Source organism: Flavobacterium johnsoniae, from assembly GCF_001879205.1.
Classification (GTDB): domain Bacteria; phylum Bacteroidota; class Bacteroidia; order Flavobacteriales; family Flavobacteriaceae; genus Flavobacterium; species Flavobacterium johnsoniae_A.
Genome location: NZ_MLFK01000001.1, coordinates 132,686 through 154,925, shown reverse-complemented (window position 1 = coordinate 154,925; position 22,240 = coordinate 132,686). Strand labels below are relative to the sequence as shown.

At 33.1% G+C, this 22,240-nt stretch carries 20 protein-coding genes; 8 read left to right on the top strand and 12 right to left on the bottom strand.

The features are described from left to right. Positions 1-32 precede the first annotated feature (32 nt). Entirely contained in the window at positions 33-1,085 is a 1,053-nt protein-coding gene (locus BKM63_RS00690; RefSeq protein WP_071634769.1) for a hypothetical protein, read from the top strand. Between the two features lie 154 nt (positions 1,086-1,239). Then, on the top strand, positions 1,240-2,100 hold the full coding sequence (locus tag BKM63_RS00685) for a hypothetical protein (protein ID WP_071635054.1): 861 nt from the start codon (positions 1,240-1,242) through the stop codon (positions 2,098-2,100). A 177-nt stretch (positions 2,101-2,277) separates the two neighbouring features. Here the strand turns inward: BKM63_RS00685 and BKM63_RS00680 are convergent, their stop codons facing one another. Beyond that, a complete protein-coding gene (locus tag BKM63_RS00680) occupies positions 2,278-6,024 on the bottom strand; it encodes a metallophosphoesterase (RefSeq protein WP_071634768.1) in 3,747 nt (1,248 codons plus the stop codon). Between the two features lie 26 nt (positions 6,025-6,050). Here BKM63_RS00680 and BKM63_RS00675 point away from each other — a divergent pair, with 26 nt between their 5' ends. Continuing rightward, complete coding sequence (locus BKM63_RS00675; protein ID WP_071634767.1) at positions 6,051-7,229, top strand: Pycsar system effector family protein; 1,179 nt, start codon at positions 6,051-6,053, stop codon at positions 7,227-7,229. Between the two features lie 174 nt (positions 7,230-7,403). Here BKM63_RS00675 and BKM63_RS00665 read toward each other — a convergent pair whose 3' ends face one another. Continuing rightward, positions 7,404-9,773, bottom strand: coding sequence for a GAF domain-containing protein (locus BKM63_RS00665; RefSeq protein ID WP_071635053.1), 2,370 nt, complete (start codon positions 9,771-9,773; stop codon positions 7,404-7,406). A gap of 230 nt (positions 9,774-10,003) precedes the next feature. On the opposite strand from BKM63_RS00665, the gene BKM63_RS00660 reads away from it, so the two are divergent. Next, complete coding sequence (locus tag BKM63_RS00660) at positions 10,004-10,756, top strand: SDR family oxidoreductase (RefSeq protein WP_071634765.1); 753 nt, start codon at positions 10,004-10,006, stop codon at positions 10,754-10,756. 72 nt (positions 10,757-10,828) lie between these two features. Continuing rightward, positions 10,829-11,410 carry a TetR/AcrR family transcriptional regulator gene (locus tag BKM63_RS00655; protein ID WP_071634764.1) on the top strand — a complete coding sequence of 194 codons (582 nt, stop codon included), beginning with the start codon at positions 10,829-10,831 and terminating at the stop codon, positions 11,408-11,410. Between the two features lie 91 nt (positions 11,411-11,501). Here the strand turns inward: BKM63_RS00655 and BKM63_RS00650 are convergent, their stop codons facing one another. The 10 genes from BKM63_RS00650 to BKM63_RS00605 all read right to left on the bottom strand — a co-directional run bounded on the left by BKM63_RS00650 (position 11,502) and on the right by BKM63_RS00605 (position 18,529). Beyond that, positions 11,502-12,560 (bottom strand): nucleoid-associated protein, encoded by a 1,059-nt coding sequence (locus BKM63_RS00650; RefSeq protein WP_071634763.1) that lies wholly within the window; start codon positions 12,558-12,560, stop codon positions 11,502-11,504. 43 nt (positions 12,561-12,603) lie between these two features. Further along, positions 12,604-12,963 (bottom strand): four helix bundle protein, encoded by a 360-nt coding sequence (locus BKM63_RS00645; protein ID WP_071634762.1) that lies wholly within the window; start codon positions 12,961-12,963, stop codon positions 12,604-12,606. 78 nt (positions 12,964-13,041) lie between these two features. Beyond that, positions 13,042-13,584, bottom strand: coding sequence for an IS1096 element passenger TnpR family protein (locus BKM63_RS00640; protein ID WP_071634761.1), 543 nt, complete (start codon positions 13,582-13,584; stop codon positions 13,042-13,044). Between the two features lie 165 nt (positions 13,585-13,749). Then, positions 13,750-14,349: an HPP family protein gene (locus BKM63_RS00635; protein ID WP_071634760.1), complete on the bottom strand. Its 600-nt coding sequence runs from the start codon at positions 14,347-14,349 to the stop codon at positions 13,750-13,752. Positions 14,350-14,407: 58 nt separating this feature from the next. Beyond that, entirely contained in the window at positions 14,408-15,688 is a 1,281-nt protein-coding gene (locus tag BKM63_RS00630) for a chloride channel protein (protein ID WP_083572151.1), read from the bottom strand. 282 nt (positions 15,689-15,970) lie between these two features. Continuing rightward, positions 15,971-16,360, bottom strand: a complete 390-nt coding sequence (gloA2, locus tag BKM63_RS00625; RefSeq protein WP_071634759.1) for an SMU1112c/YaeR family gloxylase I-like metalloprotein — start codon at positions 16,358-16,360, stop codon at positions 15,971-15,973. Further along, positions 16,360-16,935 (bottom strand): sugar O-acetyltransferase, encoded by a 576-nt coding sequence (locus BKM63_RS00620; RefSeq protein WP_071634758.1) that lies wholly within the window; start codon positions 16,933-16,935, stop codon positions 16,360-16,362. The genes gloA2 and BKM63_RS00620 overlap by 1 nt, the downstream gene beginning before the upstream one ends. Before the next feature lie 8 nt (positions 16,936-16,943). After that, on the bottom strand, positions 16,944-17,402 hold the full coding sequence (locus BKM63_RS00615; protein WP_071634757.1) for a YciI family protein: 459 nt from the start codon (positions 17,400-17,402) through the stop codon (positions 16,944-16,946). 18 nt (positions 17,403-17,420) lie between these two features. Continuing rightward, positions 17,421-18,038 carry a hypothetical protein gene (locus BKM63_RS00610; protein WP_071634756.1) on the bottom strand — a complete coding sequence of 206 codons (618 nt, stop codon included), beginning with the start codon at positions 18,036-18,038 and terminating at the stop codon, positions 17,421-17,423. 32 nt (positions 18,039-18,070) lie between these two features. Continuing rightward, the gene (locus tag BKM63_RS00605; protein WP_071634755.1) at positions 18,071-18,529 is read right to left on the bottom strand and encodes a DinB family protein; all 459 of its coding nucleotides are present in this window, start codon (positions 18,527-18,529) and stop codon (positions 18,071-18,073) included. A gap of 140 nt (positions 18,530-18,669) precedes the next feature. On the opposite strand from BKM63_RS00605, the gene BKM63_RS00600 reads away from it, so the two are divergent. The 3 genes from BKM63_RS00600 to BKM63_RS00590 all read left to right on the top strand — a co-directional run bounded on the left by BKM63_RS00600 (position 18,670) and on the right by BKM63_RS00590 (position 22,235). Next, the gene (locus BKM63_RS00600; RefSeq protein WP_071634754.1) at positions 18,670-20,829 is read left to right on the top strand and encodes a TonB-dependent receptor; all 2,160 of its coding nucleotides are present in this window, start codon (positions 18,670-18,672) and stop codon (positions 20,827-20,829) included. 334 nt (positions 20,830-21,163) lie between these two features. Continuing rightward, positions 21,164-21,571, top strand: a complete 408-nt coding sequence (locus BKM63_RS00595; protein ID WP_071634753.1) for a DUF2141 domain-containing protein — start codon at positions 21,164-21,166, stop codon at positions 21,569-21,571. 43 nt (positions 21,572-21,614) lie between these two features. Next, positions 21,615-22,235, top strand: a complete 621-nt coding sequence (locus tag BKM63_RS00590) for a hypothetical protein (RefSeq protein ID WP_071634752.1) — start codon at positions 21,615-21,617, stop codon at positions 22,233-22,235. Positions 22,236-22,240 lie beyond the last annotated feature (5 nt).

The window sequence follows — 22,240 nt, the reverse complement described above, 5'->3', positions numbered from 1 at the left end:
ATTGATGTAAATTTGTAATAAAGATATTCAAAATGAGCGAACCTTTGATGGTGTTAAAGAAACCTTCTTATCCTTTGACACAGCCACTTTTAAGTTATTTGGACAGATACGAACGTATTTCGAAAGTATCTGTGTTTTATGATGACTTACTGCGTTTTTCAGGTTCAATTAATGTTTACGATAAAAATGAAACTGACACTTTATGGATTCGCGTTTATTACAACGAATTCGAAAGGAATGAAATTGATCTGAATCTTAAGAAAATTTATTCACTGCTGCATTCTGATGGAAATACCGAGATTATTCAGTTTTTAAATATTGATGCCATTGATTATTGCACATTTGGAAACTCCAAACCTTTTAGAATCAAAGTCAGAAATATTCTTAACGATAATTACGTTCATTTTTATATTAAAAAAGCTGATGCTTCAAGAATTTACGGTTTAGAATTAGAAGATATTCTTTCGCCGGATAAAATCAACTTTTTGGTTTACAATGATACTTTGATCGAGGAACATATTATCGGAATTCCGGGTGACGTTTTTATGGATACTTTGCTCGATAAATGTACCGAAATGGAAAAAGCGCAAATCGCCAAAGAATTTGTAAAATTTAACGAGCGATGTATGATTAGGCTTTTGGGCGATATGCGCGCCTATAATTATGTCATTGTGCCCATTCACGATTTCGATCAGGTCGTTTATAAAATTCGTCCTATAGATTTTGACCAGCAATGTTATGAGGGAAATTTCAAAGTATATCGTCCGCAGTTTTTTAAAGAAAATTATCCGATGATTAAGCTGATTAAAGAGAAATTAGAAGAGCGTTCTATTATTCAGTATAAGGATGAAGAAAGGGCGATTTTGGCCAAACGTATTCATTCTGCAGAAAACAGAATCAAGAAATTACTCAATATAATGTGCCACGATACTATTTCAACAGAAGAACATTTAAATCAGCTGAAAATGGAATTGTATAGATATACAAACGATATGAAATTTAAAAACGCCAAATCGATGGGGCACATTATGCATGCCGCTTTTGAATTTATTATTCGTAATTTTAAAAATACAAACTTAGTTTAAAATAAACCAGGTAAGTTATATAAGTCCATAAAGCAAAACTTGAATTTTTCTTGTATTTCTTAGTACTTATATGATTTAAAAAGTACATACAAGTCTATAAGTAAAACTTAAATTTTCTTATATAACTTATATGGTTTTAAAAAAACACAATCTTATGAAAAAGCCTTTTATAGTAGTCGTATCTTTAGTTTTATTAGCCTGTCAGCAACAATCTGACAGTGATTTTAAAACGCTTTATTCACTTCCAAAAAAATTAAAAGAAGTTTCAGGAATTACTTATTTTCCAGAGACTCATATAATTTACACTTTAGAAGACAGCGGCAATAAAAATGCAATTTATGCGATCAATGCGAAAGGAAAATTAGAGAAAACAATTACCATTTCTAATGCTCAAAACGTCGATTGGGAAGATATTACCAAAGATAAAACCGGTAATCTTTACATTGGAGATTTTGGAAATAACGACAATGAACGAAGAGATTTGTGTATTTATAAAGTTGCCAAAAGTCAGTTAAATAAAGATGAGGCTTCCGCCGAATATAAAATCTCATTTTCATATCCTGAACAAACCGAGTTTCCTCCAAAGAAAAAAGAGATGTTCTTTGACGTTGAAGGTTTCTTTGAACACAACGGATATTTTTACCTTTTTACAAAAAACCGCAGTAAAGGTTTTGATGGAACGGCTTTTATCTACAAAATAAAAAATGCAAAAGGAACCCAGAAGGCAGTAAAAATTGGAGAGTTCAAAACTTGTAATAATTACAATCACTGTGTTTTAACAAGCGCCACAATTAGTCCTGATGGAAAAAAAGTTGCTTTGTTGAGCCACGATAAAGTACTTTTATTTAAAGGTTTTAAAGATGATTTATTCCATAAAGGAACGCAAACCGAAATAAACCTTGGTCACTTTTCTCAAAAAGAAGCTATCGTTTTTAAAGACAACAATACACTCCTGATTGCCGACGAAAAAACAAATAAAGTAGGAGGGAATGTTTATGAGTTTAAGTTGAAGTGACCAAGATACTAAGTTTCTGAGTTGCTAAGACTTTAAAAAAGATTGCCACGAATTCACGAATTATTATAATCAATAATTCGTGAATTCGTGGCAAAAAACTTTGTCACTTAGAGCCTTTGTTACTTTGAACCTAAAAAAAACTTAGAACCTTAGCATCTCAGAACCTTAGGGCTAAAACTAAAAGCTGTAAGCTGCTCCAAAAATAACTCTTCCTACTTCATCTGGAGATTTAAAGTAAGAGATTCTTGCAGTTAGGACATTAATAGCATTTAGCCAAAGTCCGCCGCCGTAATCCTGATGCCATTTTCTGGAGTTTTCTCCATCAAGCCATATTCTTCCGTAGTCAAAACCACCTAAAATTCCATAGGTTAATGGTGCAATGGTTTTTTGAATTTTACCCAGACTTAAACGTAAATCAGAACTTTGAGAGAAATAAGAACTACCTAAAAATCGGTCATTTCTAAAACCACGTAAATCTGTATCTCCTCCTAAAGCGGCACCTTGATAAAACTCATAGTTATTATTTAAAATAGCTTTTCCTTTAATATAAGTTGCCAGCACTAATTTGCCATTGTGATCAATCTTATGCGTAAACCCTAAGAAACTTTCCAAAGTTGGAAAATTTTGTTTGGTTTCACTTAAGTTTGCCGTCCAGGTTGCCGCAATCATAAACGCCATTCCTAAAGTTGGTTTTGCCGCAAAATCAGAATTTTTAAATAGATATTTTACTTTTAAGCCTCCATAATTCTGAGTGTCAAAAACATTCGGATTTACTATGTTAGGAATGTTAATGTATCTGTTTTCTGTTTCTTCGACAGTCATTCTCTGAAAGATAGGCTGTACGCTAAATTCACTTCCATATCTTCCAACGTGACGAATGGCACCGGAAACATTAAATTTTCTAATTCGAACTCTGTTATAATCCATTCCCAGATCATCGTCGTGATTTTGAGTTTCATTTCCGTATCCAAAATAATTCATCGCAAAGTTTGGAGTTGTGTAAAGCGATTCAACATCAATAACCCATTTTCCTAATAGTCCCGGGAAGTGAGCCGCATAATTAAATTCTAAACCACCAGTAGCAAAATAATAAAATGCATTTAAAACGTGTCTTTGTGTATAAGGGTTTTGCTTAAAATTGTTTACGGTATAATTTAAATTAACGCCCACTTTTACACCGTCATCAGGATTAAAACCAATATTTGGCAAACCGGAAATTACATTGTATTTCGGTTTTTCATAATTATATAAGTTTACATCATAATCGTCTGTTAACTGTGTTTTGGTTTTAGTACCCGCACCTTGTGAGAAATTATAAGTGTTTTCTTTTGATTTAAAATCGTAAACAATAACCTTTCTTCCGTTTTCAATATTATAGGTATCGTTGTTCTGACCTCCAATTAAACGAATCTTAATTCGCGATTTCTGATCGCCTTTTACTTCAAAAACATCATTATCATCTAAACCGTAAATCCATAAATTCTTGGTTTTCGCATCGGTTACGGTTTTGGTGTATTGCAGTTCATCGCCTTCTTTTTTCATTCTGAAAACCTGGATTTCAATACTTTTTTTGTTATTATGATTCAAAACAAATTTGTCTTTTTTATCTGTTCCGGCAATCATAACCGTTTTGCTTAAAACATCAAAATACTTCGAAGCATATTTTTTAAGTTCTTTTTTTCTGTTTTTTAATTTGCGTTTAATGTCTTCAACTGTTTCATCCTGAACTTCTTTCGGCATGTTTTTAAACGCAGCATCAATATCACTGTCCGTTAAATTTTCCTGTATGAATTTTGCCTCTGCAATCCAGTCTTTTTCTTCTGCAGTTTTTAAAAATGCCAAATCCATAGGGTAAGGTTCCCTGCCCAGCCATTTTACATTATCGATTTTATTCTTAAAAGTACGCATATGGCGCAGTGCTGGAATATTCATTAAGAGAGAAAGCAATGTTCCGTCATATTTTGCAAAAGCCTGATCCCTGTCTCTCGGAATTGGTTTATAAATTACTTTACCATCTTTTTTATATTCGGCCCATCGCCATTGATCACTATGTCTGTCCCAGTCGCCAATAAGCATATCAAATAAACGGGCTTTTATATATTCTTTTTCGTCAACGCTGTATTTTTCATCTTTATGAAGATTGGTCATCAAATCATCTGTACCAATAATGTTGCTTGGATTTCCAAAATTTTTACCATCTAAATGATTATCAGCAGGTCTTTCTTCAATCATATACAACTGATCCCCAAATCCGGCATTAAATTCGCCCAAACCATTTTGTTTTGGGATATAATACAAAATAGGATTGGTGTGTAAAAGTCCAATTTTGTCTGACATACTGCCAATAGCAAATGGGGCATACGGATGAGAAGTGGTATAGAAATCTAATAAAAAATTCTCTGTATAAGTATCTTCAAAATCATTTACAACATATTGATCCTTAAAAGCAACAGATTGCAAAAACACAGTTGCACTTTTTTTCATACCGCGCATTACATATTCGCGCCCCTTAGGATCAGACATTCTTAAAGAAACAGATTGGTGTCCTCCGCCTTCGCGAATAGGTTTTAAACCACCTTTTAAAGTATCTACAGTTGCGACCTTAACATCAATTGGCATACTGTAATACTTTCTGTAATGCTGTCCGAAAAGGAATTTATGAAACAAACTTTTATCTGTCATTTTTGTCGAATAAATAGAAGTCGTAATCTTTGAAGGAAATTTATTCGGGATATCGGATGCCCAGTTAATTTCTTTTGCTTTTATAATTTCACGTTCAAAAAGCAGTTTTTCTTTATTGTTTTCATTTCCAAAAAAAGAAACTTTTGCATCACCGCTTTTAAATAGAGTTAAGGTTGCATAACCATTGCCGCCATACGAGAAATCATTTGGGTTTACGGTTCTTGCCGCTTCAGATTTTGATCCGGCGCCGCTTATAATCTGCTGAATATTTTCTTTGTTGATATATTGCAGGTTATGATCGTGCCCTGAAACTACAATTACATTTTTCTGCTTTTGCAGGAGTGTTTTAATTCGCTTAGCATAAATGGTATATTGCTTATTTTGAATGTCCTGCGGACTCACTCCGGACGTTTTTCTTAGTAAATTAATAAAAGATCCAATTACCGGAAGCGGAATTTTGTTTTCGAGCGGAAATAGTTGTTTTTCCATAGAAAACTGCCCGCCATGCGTTCCGTTGCTCAGCAAAGGATGATGAATTGCGAGAACAACCGTTTTTTCCTGATTTTTATTTAAGATATTTTCCAGTTCATCAAAGAAAGCTTCTCTTGTTTTAATGTCGCAATTGTCATTTATTGTGGGGTGATTGTCCCAGTCTTCCAGAAACCATTCGCTGTCAATAGTTATTAACGTAGTGGTACTATCAATTTTTACATCTTCAATGGCGCAGGATTTCCTTGGCAGAAATGCTTTTTTATCGTTCAAATGTTTGGTTACAAAATCAGCCTGCAGTTCTAAACCTTTAATACCGCTGTACCAATCGTGGTTTCCCGGAATAAAAACGGTTTTTCCCTTAAAACCTTTAGCCAGTTTTAATTGGTTTGTCAGTTTTGTTTCGGCTAAAGCTTTATCTTCAGCATCTTTATCGCTTGGAAAGCCTTTTGGGTAAATATTATCTCCCAAAAATATTAAAGTCGATTTTTTGCTGGATTTCTTAAGCTTTTGATGTAAGAGTTCCAGCGTTTGCTGTGCCTGTTCTTCATCAGCGTTTCCGGCATCTCCAACAAGATAAAAAGTATGTGCAATTTTTATAGTATCTGTTGCGTTTTCTGTTTCGTTGGCACTAACATTTTTTCCATACTGCGCTTTATGCGTGGCACAGGAATTTATTAGTACTATAGTAGTAATTGCTAATGAAAAGTTTTTAATCTTAGCAATAAAATGATTATCCAAAAACAATTTCATAATTTAGTGGTATAAAAATATTCTTTATGAATCTAATAGAACAATCCGAAGATTTCGTCAGTAATTTACTCAAAGATAAACTTTCTAATTTATATTCTTATCATAATTTTAACCATACTTTCACTGTAGTTACGGCGGTAAAAGAGCTTTGTAAAAAAGAAGATGTAGAAGGAGATAAAAAAGAGGCGCTTTTGGTTGCAGCTTGGTTTCATGATACGGGGTATGTTGAAGGTTATGAAAACCATGAAAACAAGAGTGTAAAAATAGCAGCTGATTTTTTAAGAGAAAAAGGAAAATCAGAAGATTTCATAGAACTTGTTTCCAGCTTAATTTTGGCTACAGCCAAAGAATATGAGCCTAAGACCCATTTAGAGAAAATAATTAAAGATGCGGATTATGCGCATCTTATGGGAACTGAATATACTACAACCTGCGAATTACTGCGTCTAGAGTTAAAAAATACTGGAATAGTAACTTTTACCAATGCCGAGTGGACCAAAGAAAATCTTAATTTTTTATTGAACAAGCATCGATTTTATACAGATCATGCTTTGAAAAAATGGCAGCCTCTTAAAGAAAAAAACCTGCTTTTGATTCAGAAAAAAATAAATAAACAAGAATTGAAAGCTGCCGAAACTATTGAAAAAGAAAATAAAAAGAACGAAAAAATCGAGAAACCAGATCGTGGTATTGATACCTTATTTCGCGTTACACTCGGAAATCACACTCGCTTAAGTGGTATTGCTGATAGTAAAGCCAATATTTTATTATCAGTAAATGCGATTATTATTTCGATTGCATTGTCGTCTATAATTCCAAAATTAGACAGCCCGAAGAACGCCCACTTGGTTATTCCTACATTTATTATGCTGATGTCTAGTGTAATCACGATTATTTTTGCCATTCTTTCGACCAGGCCAAAAGTTACATCTGGTTTTTTTACGCGTGATGATGTTGAGGCAAAAAAAGTGAATTTGATGTTTTTTGGAAATTTCTATAAAATGCCTCTTGAAGATTACGACTGGGCAATGAACGAAATGATGAAAGACCGTGATTATTTGTATTCAACCATGATTAAAGACTTGTATTATCTGGGATTAGTGCTGCAACGCAAATATAATTTACTTCGAATTGCCTATAACTTTTTTATGTTTGGTTTAATCATTACTGTTATTTCGTTTGTAATTGCCTTTAAATCAATTTAAGTTTTATCGTAAGAGAAAAATTAGCAGCTTTGTCGAAGTTTTAAACTTTGACAAAGCTTTTTTATTTATTCAAAAATCAAAAATCAAAAATCAAAAATCCGCTATTATCCGCGTTTTCGCCATAGCGAATTCGTTTCATCAGTGTTCGATAAACTCAAAAAAAAGCTCAACTAATTAGTTGAGCTCGTCTAATAAATCTTGATAGGTAATTTTTTTAACCGCTGGATTTGAAGTATTATTAATGACTTTTACACGAATGGCTCTTAAGCCCGAAACTCCCTGAAGATCTTCAACTTCAAATTGTTCTATTGCCGGCTCAAGAATCTTCTTGTGCTGTAAATATTTAATGTATTTTAGATATTCGGCTTCTTCGCTGTTTTGAGAATATACGATTGTAATTTTTTCTTTTTCGGTAATACGGTCATTTGTACCTTTAATGTTCGATTTGTCGATTCGTTTTTTAACAACTTCATATCTTGCATTGTAAGTTCCGTCTACATCAAAACGTTTTTCATCCATTCTAAAACGAATAGAAAGAGGCTGGCTGAATACCAAAATCAGTGAAGTAACATCTAACTCGTAAGGAAGAGATTCTTTTAGCTGATGATGTTCTAATTCCATTTCGCATAAAGTCTGCAATTGCCACAAACGAAGATTATGCAGATACATAATATCAAAAGGACGTGTTGGTGTAATTGAGGCTCCTATATATAAATTATGTTCAACTCCATCTGTTTTAAAACGTTCGTAATAATGCGGATAAATTTGCTGCGCTTCAATTTGTTTTTTATCTAAAACTGTTGCCAGTCTTTTGTTGATAATTGACATTGCATTATCAAACTTTTTTCTCTCCTGATAAAACATTCCTGTCTTTTCATCCAGACTTTCAAAGTACAATTCTTCTAATTCTTCATTTTTAGCATTGCCTTTGGTGTTTTTCAGTATCGGATGAATTTCTTCTTCGATATAACGCTGAATATGTTGTTCTGTATCTGCTTTTAGTGGGAAATCCAATTCATTTCGAAGCGATTCCAACTCAAATTTTCTTTGTTCCAAAAGAACCAGATTTGAATTTGGCTTCTGATTATCAAAGATTTCCAATAAAGCCGTAAGCTGATTTTTTAAATCAATTTTGACCGTTTCATTTCGATGTTCAGACGAACTTTTAATATCGATTTGTCCATATAAAGGGAAAACGTTTTTGAATACAATTTCCTTAAAAATATAATCTTTTGTATGATTTATATTTTGAAAATAATTTTGTGATTCTTTTTTAAATTTCCAGTAAACACTTGGATGAATCGTAGTATATTCACGCTGAATAATGGCTTCGATCTGATGCTGCATATCAGTATTGTAACGATCGATAGTATCTGTTAAATACGGTAAAACCAATTCTAGTTTAGTGGCATTTACACTGTTTAAATCTCTTGCATTTTCAGATACTAATTCGACAACGCCCAGTAAATGCCCATCTTTTATAACCGGAGCAAAAACACAGCTTTGAATTCCCTGCTTTAATAAATGTTCACCAAGTTTTTTGTTTGAAGATTCTTCGATGAATTTTTTAACATTCGAGATTGCAAAAGGTTCTTTATTGTCTAAAAGGTTTTGAAAAGAACAGCCAAAGAAAGCATTTTTGCAATCTACTTCCTGATCTGTTTTTAGTAAAAAACTCTGAAGCTGATTGTCAAATTTTATTGGTCTGATGAATTTTTCTTCCTCTGGATTATAGATAATGAAACCAACCTTTAAACTCGGAATTTTAAATATTGACCTGAAAATATTCTCAATAACATCATTTGAAGCAACAGTTTTGGAATCCGGTTTTAATAAATTACTTTTTAAATTTGAAATAGCACTTTCGGTAGTGGCATCAAATAAAGAAACAATACCAAAACCTTTTAAAATCCAGCTTCCCGGAGGAAATTTTGATTTCCAAAGATCAATGTCATTGTAATTATCAAACAATAAATCAATATCGTCCTGAGTTAAATGTACCGATTTTTCTGTTGGAATAATTTCCATAAAATCAGCATTATATAAAATTCGATAATGTTTTTCGACCCCATCTTCATCTGGAATATCGTAAAAGAAAGGTTTATTAAAATCTATTTTTTGTTTGTAATAAACACCTAAAATAAGACAGCAGTTGTTGACATAGAATTGATGATCATCAAAATCACGAATTTCCATGTAAAATTCGTCACCTGCATTGCGTAATATTTTCTTGAAACGTTCTGTATAGTTGAAAGAGATGTTTTGAAAAGGAATTGTTATAGCCTTTATTTCGTTGTTTGTCAAAGCCGTAGGGAATAAATCTGCAGCAATGTTTCTAATTAATGCCTCATTATTTTTAATAACGCTGTAATCGCGAATGCCGGTTCTAAATTCCGGATAAGCTTCGACTTCTTTTAAAATAGCTTTGGCGTAGTTAGATCGGTAATCAACATCAGATAAAGCAATCTGCTCAAAAGACTCAATTAGTTTATGAAATGAGATTATCGTTTCGAAAGGGCTTTCGTTGGGTAAAAGACGATCCATCTGTTTTTTTGTTTTAGAATACAAAATTAAGCATAAATTAAGAATCGGCGACATTTTATGATTTCTTTCGTTTATAGTTTGATAGATACAATCCCTTATAAATGGGCGCTTTAAAAAGAGATTAGCTGTTTTAACTAAATATTAACATAATTAATAACGGAACGATCGTTCCGTTATTATATCTTTGTACCATAATAATTGAATAATCAATAACTTAAATAACAAATAAAATGAAAAATTTAGTAAATAAAGTGGCTATTGTAACAGGAGGAAATAGCGGAATTGGGTACGCAGCTGCTGCCGAATTAGTAACAAAAGGTGCACAAGTAGTTGTGACTGGAAGAAACAAAGAAGCGCTGGAAAAAGCCGAAACCGAATTGAATGTTACAGGAATTGTGGCAGATCAGTCTGATCTAAGCTCAATTGATAATTTAGTGGAAGAAGTAAAAGCAAAGTTTGGTAAAATTGATATTGTATTCTTAAATGCCGGAATTGCCTCATTTTCTCCAATGGAATCTGCTCCGGAAGAGCATTACGATACTATTATGAATGTAAATACTAAAGGTGTTTATTTTACAGTTCAAAAATTACTGCCAATTTTAAATGATGGCGCATCTATTATTTTTAATACTTCTATAAATGCCCATGTGGGAATGCCAAATTCAAGTGTTTATGCAGCAAGTAAAGCAGCAGTTTTATCTTTTAATAAAGTTTTTGCAGTAGAATTGGCTCCAAGAAAAATTAGAGTAAATGCCGTTTCTCCAGGTCCTGTTGAAACACCGCTTTACGGAAAATTAGGTTTGCAAAAAGAAGAAGTAGATGGTTTTGGAACTATTTTAGGCGAAAAAATCTTGTTGAAACGTTTTGCTCAATCTTCAGAAATTGCCAAAACAGTCGCATTTTTAGCCTCAGATGATTCGTCATTTATTACCGGAACTGAAATCGTAATTGACGGCGGACTTACCGTAAATGCAGTAGTATAATTTTTTTGACTAATTCAGGAACGATTGTTCCGTATAATCATTATCTTTGTATAGAAATTTAAATGTGCGATCATGGCTAGAACAAAAGAGTTTAATGAAGATAAGGCTTTAGATAAAGCGATTGAAATTTTTTGGCACAAAGGTTACAACGGAACATCTGCTCAGGATTTGGTAACGCATTTGGGTTTAAGCCGTTCGAGTTTGTATGATACTTTTGGTGATAAGCAGAAATTGTTTTCGAAATCTCTGCAGCGCTATCAAAAGCAAGCGCAGGATGCTGTAAAAGAGCTTTTAGAAAAATCAGATAATGTTAAAGAGACCCTGCATGATATTTTTAAACAGGCTGTTATAGAAAGTCTGGAAGACCGAATTACAAAGGGCTGTTTTATGGTCAATTCTTCTGTTGAGCTTGCAATGCACGATGAAGAAATAGCAAAGATTGTAAAAAACAACATTCAGACCATGGAAGAAGTTTTTACAAATGCCGTGAAGAAAGGGCAGGAGCAGGGGCATATTTCAAAACAGCAGGATGCCAGAGTTTTGGCGCGATTTATCTTTAATAATTATTCAGGAATCAGGGTTTTGGCCCGCACTGGAGAAAGGGATAAACAGGTCTATGACGATATTGTAAAAGCAGTATTTTCAATTTTATAAAATTCGAAAATAGTGCAATTAAAAAACGGCAGTTACAAAATGTAATTGCCGTTTTTTGTTTAGTAAGTAAGTAATAGAAAATGAATGACTCTTAGCTTTTTTCTTCTTTATTGAAATACACTAAGTAGTAATACATTTGTTTTTCTTCATCCCAGCCTTTTTCAACAAATTTCTCTGCACTTTCAGGGTTGATAAAATCCATTTTAATTTGAATGTGAGTATCCAGATTAATTACGTTTTTAATCGATTTTCTAGCGTCAGAAACTGCTGCGTTTGCGATTGGGAATGAAGTTACATCTTCGATGCTGTATTTTTCTCCTTTATCAACTTTATAGTTTTTAAATTCAGGAATTAAGTCAGGATTGTCTAATACTTCATTCAAGAAATTTTGTTCTTCAAACTGATCATTTTTTGCGAAATAATTCACAGATCTGTTCATAAACATTACTTCCTCTTTCTTGTCTTCTGCTGGCAAAACCACGTCTTTTGCGAAGTTTTGACAGAATTTTAAATATTTTTTAGTGATGAAATTTTCATCTTCAAAAGCATCTACAGATAAAAAGTGCTCTAACCAGTAACGAGCGTCATAACGGTTGCTGTCTACAGTTAAGATTTTATATCCTTCTTCTTTTTTATAATTAAAAATCAAACATCCTTTATCTAATTTACTCAGGTTAATTCCCTGTTGTAAAATCATTTCAAGGTTGCTGTCTTTTTCTTCAAATTGTAAAAAGTCAGCCTGTAATTCACTTTTGAAAATTCCAATTGCATCAACAACATTATTGTCAATACTTAAGTTTGTTAGATACGTTACGTAAACCTCTCCGTTTTTAATATGCGGATGATTGGACTGCTCGTATAAATGCTTGGTGATTTTTTTGGAAACCTCCTGAACATTCGCAGGATTTGCAAAAATCTCAGTTGCATATTTAAACATATCGTTGTAATCCAAGTCCACTTCGTGTGCAAACTGATAATAGTTTTCTTCTTTCTCTCTAAAAGGTTTAAAGAAGTATTCTTTTATCAAAGGCACAATTTCATCGTTTAGATTAAATGGCTGTTCTGATAAAAAAATAGCTTCGTTACGGCTTTTGTTTCCTACGCGGTGTATCGCAAGCGTCTCGATGTGGGTGTTGAATAAGTTGATCATTTTTTTTAGGTGCTGAGGTTCTAAGATGCTAAGGTACTAAGGTTTAGTTTCTAGTTTTTATTTTTTTAATAAAAGAAACTAACATTCTTTCTACTTCGCGGCTGTCCTCATATAGGTTATTAAAATCGTCTTCTTTTAAGTACGATATATTTTTTGCGATTTCTAATTGAGTCTGCATTTCAAATAAAGACCCAACAGAAATATTTAAAAATCGTAAAAGATCTTTATCGCTTTCTCTTCCAAATCCCTCGGCAATATTGCTTGGAATTGAAATTGAGCAACGTCTAATTTGTGAAGTTAACCCGAAGATTTCTTCTTTTGGAAAATTGTTTGTTGAAAAATAAATTCTGGTCGTCAAAGCCATTGATTTTTGCCAAATAAGCAGGCTTCTAAAATTACTCATGTTTAAATATTTTAATTCAAAGAATTAAAAATAAGAAAAAACTTTCAAAGTAAAACCTCAGACCCTTAGACCCTTAGATTAATTCCAATTCTCCTCAAATCCGTAGTCTTCAAAGCTGTCATCGCCTTCAAACATGTCCAGATCGTCTTCGTCTAAGTCGTCTTCAAATTCTCCGTAAATGTCATTATGCATATCATCTGCTTCGAAGTTTTTTTCAAGGGCTTCATCCGGCATTTCTCCGTGAGAGAATAATGTTTCAGGATAAGTTGCTCCGGCAACTTGTTCATCAATCGCAGCCAATTCAACTAAGAAAGTCCACATATTGATAAAATCATAAACATAGATAATTTTGGTATTTTCCTTGTCTAAGATAGATGATAATGGATAATCGCCCATTGTTCTCTGCTCGCCAGGAACATCGCCCGTATCAAAAAGCGGAATTTCATCTTCCTGATTCCAAGTTTCATCGCAAGTATAGAACGAAGCTACTTCCATTCCGTCAAAACCAAAAGCGTTGAAGATTGCATTGTGTAAATCCTCTAAAGTATCATCTTCAAGAATTGCAATGTCTCTAAAAATATCTTCCTCGGCGTCTAGAATTACTCTAAATTTATAAACCATAATCTTTGTTTTTATTGAGAGGTCAAAGGTAAAATATAAAAAACGAAATACGAATTGTGAATTACGATTTGTTGAAAAGATTTTAATCTTTTGATTTACTGTAGTTTATTTAGTTTGATGTTCCTGTAAAGTTTTGAAAACCTTGCAGGGATGCAGAGATAATTATTACCTCCCAATCAATCTCTTTCTGATCTTATGATAATGTTTATGATAAGTACTATGGCTCGGATAACTTCTGCTCGAAGTCATATTATTAAAAATCAAAGCGGTCAAAAGTAAAATCAAAGTGCCTACTAAAACAGGAGAAATCACATACATATACCCAAGGGCTTTTACTTTTTCGGTACCAATAACAGCAATTAAGGCCGTAGCACCTCCCGGAGGATGAAGAGTTTTGGTAATCTGCATTGAAATAATAGCAAATGAAACAGCTAACGGAGCCGCTATAAACATAATATCAGGAACCAGTTTATGTACCGTTACCCCTATAAAAGCAGATATTACGTGTCCGCCGACTAAATTTCTTGGCTGTGAAAACGGACTTTGGATGATTCCATAAACCAATACGCTCGAAGCCCCAAAAGAACCAATTAAATATACGGCGTCATTTCCTGAAAAATGCAGAGATTGCACATAAGCCAGAATTCCAATTCCGACGAATGAACCTATAAACGACCAAAAATGTTCTTTAGAATCAATTAATGTTTCTTTATAAAGAATATATCGTGTTTTTCGGTAGCTTCTTTTAATTTTTGGAGTGGGCATAATTGTGGTATTTTGCTTAAAAAGATTAAAGATTAATACTTACTTTTTTATTGTAATGCTATTTTGTTAAGCTTGGGGAATAACTATAGACAGTATAAGGATATATTGTTTTTGCAGTGTATTTTGAAATCAGACAAACAACAAGAATTGGGAAAAACAAGGTGTAGTCGTTTGTTAAGCCGCAAACCAAAAATATTGCAGTAAACGGAGCATGTATACTGGCGCTCAAAACGGCGGCCATTCCGATAATCATAAAGTTAACGGGAATTACATGTACATGAAAAAATGTATTTAAGATTGATGCCAGCAATAATCCTAAAAAAGCACCAATAAAAAGGCTCGGTGCAAAAACACCGCCATCACCTCCGGAAGCCAGTGTTATAGATGTTACGATTGGCTTAAGAATTAAAACACCAATAAATGTTATGGCTAATGTAATGGTTAAAGGAATTTCTGCGGCGTTTCCGAAAATGCCTTTTATCGCATGGTAGCCTTCGCCATATAATTGAGGGAAAATAAATAAAGAAATGCTTAAAACTGCAGATCCAATTATGATTTTATAATAATGAGTTCCAATTTTTCCGAATTGAGATTTAAAAAACAATACACATCTTGTTAAGTAAACTGAGTTCATTCCGGCCAGAATTCCTAAAAGAATAAAATACGGAATCGCTTTTAGATGCCAAGTTGTTATTGAAACCGCAAACAAAGGCTCTTCTTTTAAGATTGAAAGTAAACCAAAAGCAATTGAGACTGCAATGATATTTGAAATAACAAAAGCACGTGTCACTTTTCTGGAAATAACTTCGAGAGCAAATAAAACTCCTGCTATCGGACTGCTGAAAAGTGCTGTAACTCCCGCTGCAACTCCTGCACAGATAAGTTCTGTTTTGTATTGACGGAAAATATTTTCTTTTTCATGAGCTACAGATCCAATTGTAGCAGTGGCAACTACGGTCGAAACTTCGATTCCGGTTGAACCGCCAAAAACAACAGTAAGTAATCCGTTTATAAAGTGAGATGGAATTTTATAAGAAGGAAGATTTTTTGAATTTGATCCTGTGCTTTCAAAAACTTCTTTGATTCCTTTATTTTCTTTTTTCTTAAAAAGATACTGCCTTAAAAAATAAATTACCGACAATCCGAAAACCGGAAAAATGATATAAAATATTGGATTTACTGAAACTTCGTGAAAAAAGATTTCTTCGTAATACTCCGTGATTTTTTTGAGAGAAATTCCTAAAAAGGCTGAAAGGAAGCCAATTAAAATCGAAACAATAACTAATTTTCGGAATTTGATAAATTGATGATTTTTTTTGATTTGCGCCGTTTTGTTCATCAGAAGTGATCGCAGTTTTTTTATGCGGATTACAAAATTAAGAATCAAATTCGGTTTTTTATAGAAAATAAGCAATATAATGTGTTAAAACTGATAAAAACAGGAAAATTCTTTCAGTATGTTTTTCCTTGTATATCGCTTATTTAGTACAAAGGTGTAAAGTTTTTTAGTTTAAAATACTTCAATTGCCTTCAGCTAAAGCTGGTGGCAATTGAAGTATTCTTAATATATAACAAGAAACCTTTGTTTCTTTGAACCTCTGCACCTTTAAACCTTAAGTTCCTATCTTTCGTAAAACTCAATTGGCAACAAATCAGGATCAGCAATAAAGGTGAAACGTTTTTCGGTTGTTTCATCAATTCGTATTGGTTCTGATTCTATGTTTTTGGAGGTTAAAAAGGCAACGGTTTCATTTAAATTAATGACTTCAAAAGCCAAATGACGCAATCCGACTGCTTCAGGTCTTGAAGGCCTTTTTGGAGGATCTGGAAATGAAAATAATTCAATTACGTAACTTCCATTTAAAGCCAGATCTAATTTGTAGGACTGTCGTTCTTCTCTATAAATTTCCCTGATAATCGTCAGCCCCAGAATTTCAGTGTAAAAAGCTTTTGATTTTTGATAATCAGAGCATAAAATGGCAATATGGTGAACTTTATTTAAGGTAAGCATTATGATTTTAATTCAGATTCTTGATTTAATTTTCGAATTACTTTTGCCGGATTTCCAACTGCTAATGAATTGTCCGGAATATCTTTGGTTACAACAGAACCGGCACCAATAACACAGCCTTTTCCGATGGTTACGCCAGGGCAGATAACAGAATTTCCGCCAATCCAGCAATCGTCTCCAATTGTTACCGGGTAAGCATTTTCAAGTGATTTTCTTAATTCAGCGTCAAGTGGATGTGATGCGGTATAAATCTGCACGTTTGGCGCAACAAATACATTTGAACCAATATTTACGGGAGCGCAGTCCAGAATAACACAGTTCACATTAAAATAAACGTTGTCGCCGCAGAAAATATTATAACCGTAATCACAATGAAATGGAGGTTCTATATAAAATCCTTGTCCGGTATTTGGAATTAATTCTTTTAAAATTTCTTTTGCTTTTTTTGTTAAGCGGTATTCTGTTACATTTAATCTATGCAGTAAGTTTTTTGCTTTTCGACGGTCTTTTACTAAAACCGGATCCCCGGCAATATAATATTCACCGCTGATCATTTTTTCTTTTTCTGTTTTCATATCAGGTATTACATTTTCGTCTTGGCAATTTTTTCGTGTATTTTTAAGGTTTCCTGCAAAGCAGCAGTGCAGTACCAAGGTGTTAATTCGGCTTTGAGTAAATTGGCTTTTATGGCGGGATCTGTTGCTACCAGTTCCTTTGCATCTTCAATAGTTTCTACATTAAATATATAAATGCCTCGATAATTTCGGTCGTTTTTCATAAAAGGCCCAGCAACAACAAGTTTTCCTTCTTTTGCCAGTTTATTAATATTTGCCATATGACCTTCAAAGAGTTTTTTGGTTTCTTCTTTTGAAGCCGTTGTGTTTGTTCCCGATTTTAAAAGACAGAAAACATATTTTTTCATTCCATATTCATCAGCATTTAAAGACTTCGCTAAATTTTCATCAAACTTAACTTCCGTTTCCTGTGAGAATCCTAAAAAGCTAAGCAAAAAAAACACAATTAAAAATGTAGATTTTTTCATCGTTGATCTTATTAAGTATTATTTATCGAGCATTCTGTTTTTTATCAATTCCAGATTTTTAATTGAACCTACAGGAGCAATCTTTATGGCGGAGTTCCCTTCACTCATGTAAAAATAGTAGGCTGTATTAGAACCAATGATGTAAACATTTTCAGATTTTTCGTCGCTGTAATTCAGTTTATAATTATAATGCAGTTTGTGGCTTTTTATATGCTCAGAAAGAAATTTGCCATCGGCAATTCCGTATCCTAAAAAAAGGGAGATTAAAAAAGTGCTTAGTGATTTTATGGATGCGGTGGTGTAACAATTTAATTTTTCCTCTTCAGACAATTGTTTCAATTCAGTATCGGTTTTAGTTATACCCGAAAATTTATGTATCCACTTTTTATCTTCGTTTTTGAGTAATATTTTTGGAAGGTTGTAGTAAAAAATAAACAATAATAATATAGTGATAAAAAATACCGGATGAGAGGTAACTGCTGCAATCGGACTGATCAAAATGTCCATAATAGAGGAATATTTAATTATGTTTATTCCAATTTGATAATAGAATATACTATCTTTTGTTATCCCTAAAATTATAAGAAAAAGATAACCAAGCGGAAGCAGGTTTTGTACTTTATCAATGTTTTTCATCCAGGTATGATTTAATTTCTGATTTTTAAATTTTACAAAAGTTTTTTCAAAATAACAATCTGTCCTAAATGATAAACGTCATGCTGAATAATTCCGTGAATATGTTCGTAATAGGTATGTCCGTTATTGATGTATATTTTTGCTAAATCGGCATCATCAAAATCCTCAAAAAAAGCGTTCCATGCTTCTTGTGATTTCGCGAGACTTTGAAGCGATTGTTCCCAAGCTGCTTCAGACGGATCTAAAATTGGAACAAAATAATTGTGGTCAGGAGTTACAACCGTTTCGCCCTGCATACGGTTTAGAATATTTCGTCTCCATTGTATAAGATGATTAACAATTTCCCAAATCGTGTTTAAATTAGGATTGATTTTTCTATAAGCCTGCTCTGCGTTTACGTTTTCTAATGTATGGGCCAAAGTTACTTCCAGCCACGGATTTCCATTATAAATGGATTGATATAGATTTGAAATTCTTTTGTTTTCTGACATAATTGATGATTTTGGAATTCATAGCTAAGATACAAATTAGAAATTTACAACTCATCCTCAAAATTCTACAATTGGGTTATTATATATTTTTTAACAGGAAATGTTAAAATACATTTGCTCCATCAAAACCAATAAATACCATGAAAACCAAAATTACTTTTATTTTATTATTAATAAGCACTTTTACTTTTGCCCAAAATATTATTTCAGGAAAAGTTGTAGACCAAAAAGGAAAACCGGTTGCAGGAGCTAATATTTATATTGATGGTACCTATGACGGAGCAACAAGTTCTGAAACCGGAGATTTCTCTTTTGAAACTACAGCAGCAGGAAACCAATTTCTTGTAGTGAGTTTTTTGCTTTTCGAAACATTTAAAAAAGAAATCGATGTTACCAATTATAAAAATCAAACGGTAAAACTAAGAGAAAACGTAAACGCTCTTGATGCCGTTGTAATTACGGCCGGAACTTTAGAATCTGGTGACAAAGCAAGAGTTTCTGTTTTAAAACCTTTGGATATTGTAACAACGGCAGGATCGGCAGGAAACATTGTTGCCGCTTTGCAGACTTTACCGGGAACGCAGTCGGTAGGTGAAGATGGTCGTTTGTTTGTTCGTGGAGGAGAAGCCAGCGAAACGCAAACATTCGTTGACGGAATTCGTGTGGCACAACCATATGGTGCAACTACAAATAATTTACCAACCCGAAGCCGTTTTTCTCCTTTCTTATTCAGCGGGATTTCTTTTTCTACCGGAGGTTATTCGGCCGAATATGGTGAAGCCTTGTCAAGTGTTTTACTTTTGAATACGCAGGATGAAGCAGATCATGAAAAAACTGATATTGGTTTCATGACTGTTGGATTAAGTTTAGGAAATACTCAAAAATGGAAAAAAAGTTCCTTAAGTGTTAATATGGCTTACATTAATCTGGCGCCTTATCAGGCTGTAATTCCTCAAAATGTAGATTGGAATAATCCTTATCAATCTCTTGGCGGTGAAACGGTTTACAGATATAATTTTACAAACGGAATCTTTAAATTATATGCTGCTTTTGATTCTGAGCGATTTGATTTGAACCAGAAAAATATCAATTTTGAAAATCCCATCAGAACTGACTTAAACAATAATAACTTTTATCTAAACTCTTCTTATAAAGGAAGCTTTGGAACAGGATGGCAGTTAACAACCGGAATTAGTTATGGTTACAGCAAAAACAAAACAAAATATGATATCAATGATATTGATGCAGAAGAAAATGCTGCGCAATTAAAGTTAAAACTTGGAAAAAAAGTTTCAAACTATTTCAAAATATCTTTCGGAACAGATTATTTTATCACCAAATTCAATGAAAATTTTAATGATAATATTGCTGTAGATCTTACAAATGGATACGATTCCAACATTTTTGCCGCTTACGCAGAAGGAGATATTCTGTTTTCTAAAAGATTAGCTATGAAAGTAGGTTTTAGATATTCGAATAACAGTTTGTTGAATGAAAATAATATTGCTCCGAGGGCTTCATTGGCTTATAAGTTTTCAAAAACCAGCCAGCTTTCTTTTGCTTACGGGGATTTTTCTCAAACTCCTGTTGTCGATTATATTAAATATTCAAAATACCATCAATTTGAAAGTGAAAAAGCAAGACATTATATTTTAAATTATCAGTTTACAAAACCGGGGCAGATTTTTAGGGCAGATCTTTATTATAAAGATTACAGAAATTTGGTTCAGTATGATACAAAAGACATTCAATACAACTCGGTCTTTAATAATAATGGTTCAGGATATGCTAAAGGACTAGAATTGTACTGGAGAGACAGCAATTTGTATAAAAACTTAGAATATTGGATTTCATATTCATATATCGATTCTGAGAGACAATATAAAAACTATCCTACGATGGCAACTCCTAGTTTTATTGCAAATCATACCTTGTCTGTAGTAACAAAATATTTCATAACCGACTGGAAATCACAAATTGGTTTTACAAACAGTTACAGTTCAGGACGTCCTTACAACGATCCAAACCAAACACAATTCATGAACGGAAAAACAAAATCATACAATAGTTTGAGTTTTAACTGGGCGTATTTGTTAACAACGCAAAAAATCCTTTATTTCTCGGTTTCAAATATTTTAGGAACGCAGAATATCTTTGGGTATGATTATGCGAAATTACCAGATCCAAACGGAGTATACAACAGACAAGCGATAACACCAACAGCAGATCGATTTTTCTTCGTAGGTTTCTTCTGGACCATCAGCCAGAATAAAAATGAGAATCAGTTGAAAAATTTATAGGTGCTAAGGTTCTGAGTTGCTAAGCGACTAAGAAAAAAAAACTTAGACCCTTAGCAACTCAGAACCTTAGAATCTTAAAAAAAAACAATTCATCATCAAAAATCGACAACTCAGTATTATTTAATTTTTAATACCTAAAATCCGATATACTTTTGAAGTATAATAATAAGCGACTAAGCAGCTAAGGCTCTAAGATACTAAGAGAAAAACTTAGAGACTTAGTTTCTTTAAAACTTAGAACCTAAAAAAAAGAGTTTTAATCATCAATAAAAAACTTAGAATCTCAGTCCCGAAGCTTCGGGATAGTAACTTAGAAACTTTAAAAAAAGAAATCATGACCAAAATTATTACCATAATCACGTTATTTATCTGCAGTTTAATGGCTGCCCAAAATGTAAAACTAACTGTTGCTGTTTCAGGTTTAAAAAACGATACAGGAATTGTTAAAGTAGGATTGTACAACTCAGATGGGACATTTCTTAAAACGACTTACAAAAGCCTTTCTTCTGAAATTAAAAACAATAAAGCAGTAGTAACATTTGACAATCTTCCGGCAGGAGAGTATGCAATTTCAACGTATCACGATGAAAACAGTAATGGAAAACTGGATAGAAATGTAATGGGAGTTCCGTCTGAAGATTATGCAGCTTCAAACAATGCAAAAGGATTTATGGGGCCTCCTTCTTATAAAGATGCTAAATTTGTTATTGGTAAAGATTCGAAAATTGAAATTACATTATAAATAATTAACCACAAATTAAACAACCATTTAAATAACCTGAAAAATGAAAAAAATCATCACTTTAATCGCATTACTTGTAGTAGTAATAAGCTCTGCACAAACACAATTTGAACAAGGAATGACTAAAGCTTTCGGACTTTGGAAAGAAGGTAAAAATACCGAAGCTTCGGCATTATTCGAAAGAATTGGATCAGCAGAGAAAAACAGTTATCTGCCTAATTATTATGTGGCTTTGATTAATACAACAAGCGCTTTTACTGAAAAAGACAAAACAAAAATCGATTTGTTATTGACAAAAGCACAAGACGCATTAGACGTTGAATTTATTAAAGATCAAAACAATGCCGAGTTATACGCCATGCAGGCCTTGATTTATACTGCTTATGTTGTGGCAGACCCAATGACAAACGGAATGAAATATTCAGCTAAAGTGATGGAGGCTTACGCAAAAGGAAAAGCAATTGATCCAAATAATCCAAGAATTGTTTTTGGTGAAGCTGATTATCAGTTAGGTGGAGCAAAATGGACAGGTGTTGACACAAAACCACTTTGTGCTCAAGTTGATAAAGCTATTGAACTTTTTGCTACTTTTAAACCAGAAACACCTTTTTCTCCAAAATGGGGATTAGAAAGAGCCTTAGAAACTCAAAAAACGTGTAAATAATTTAA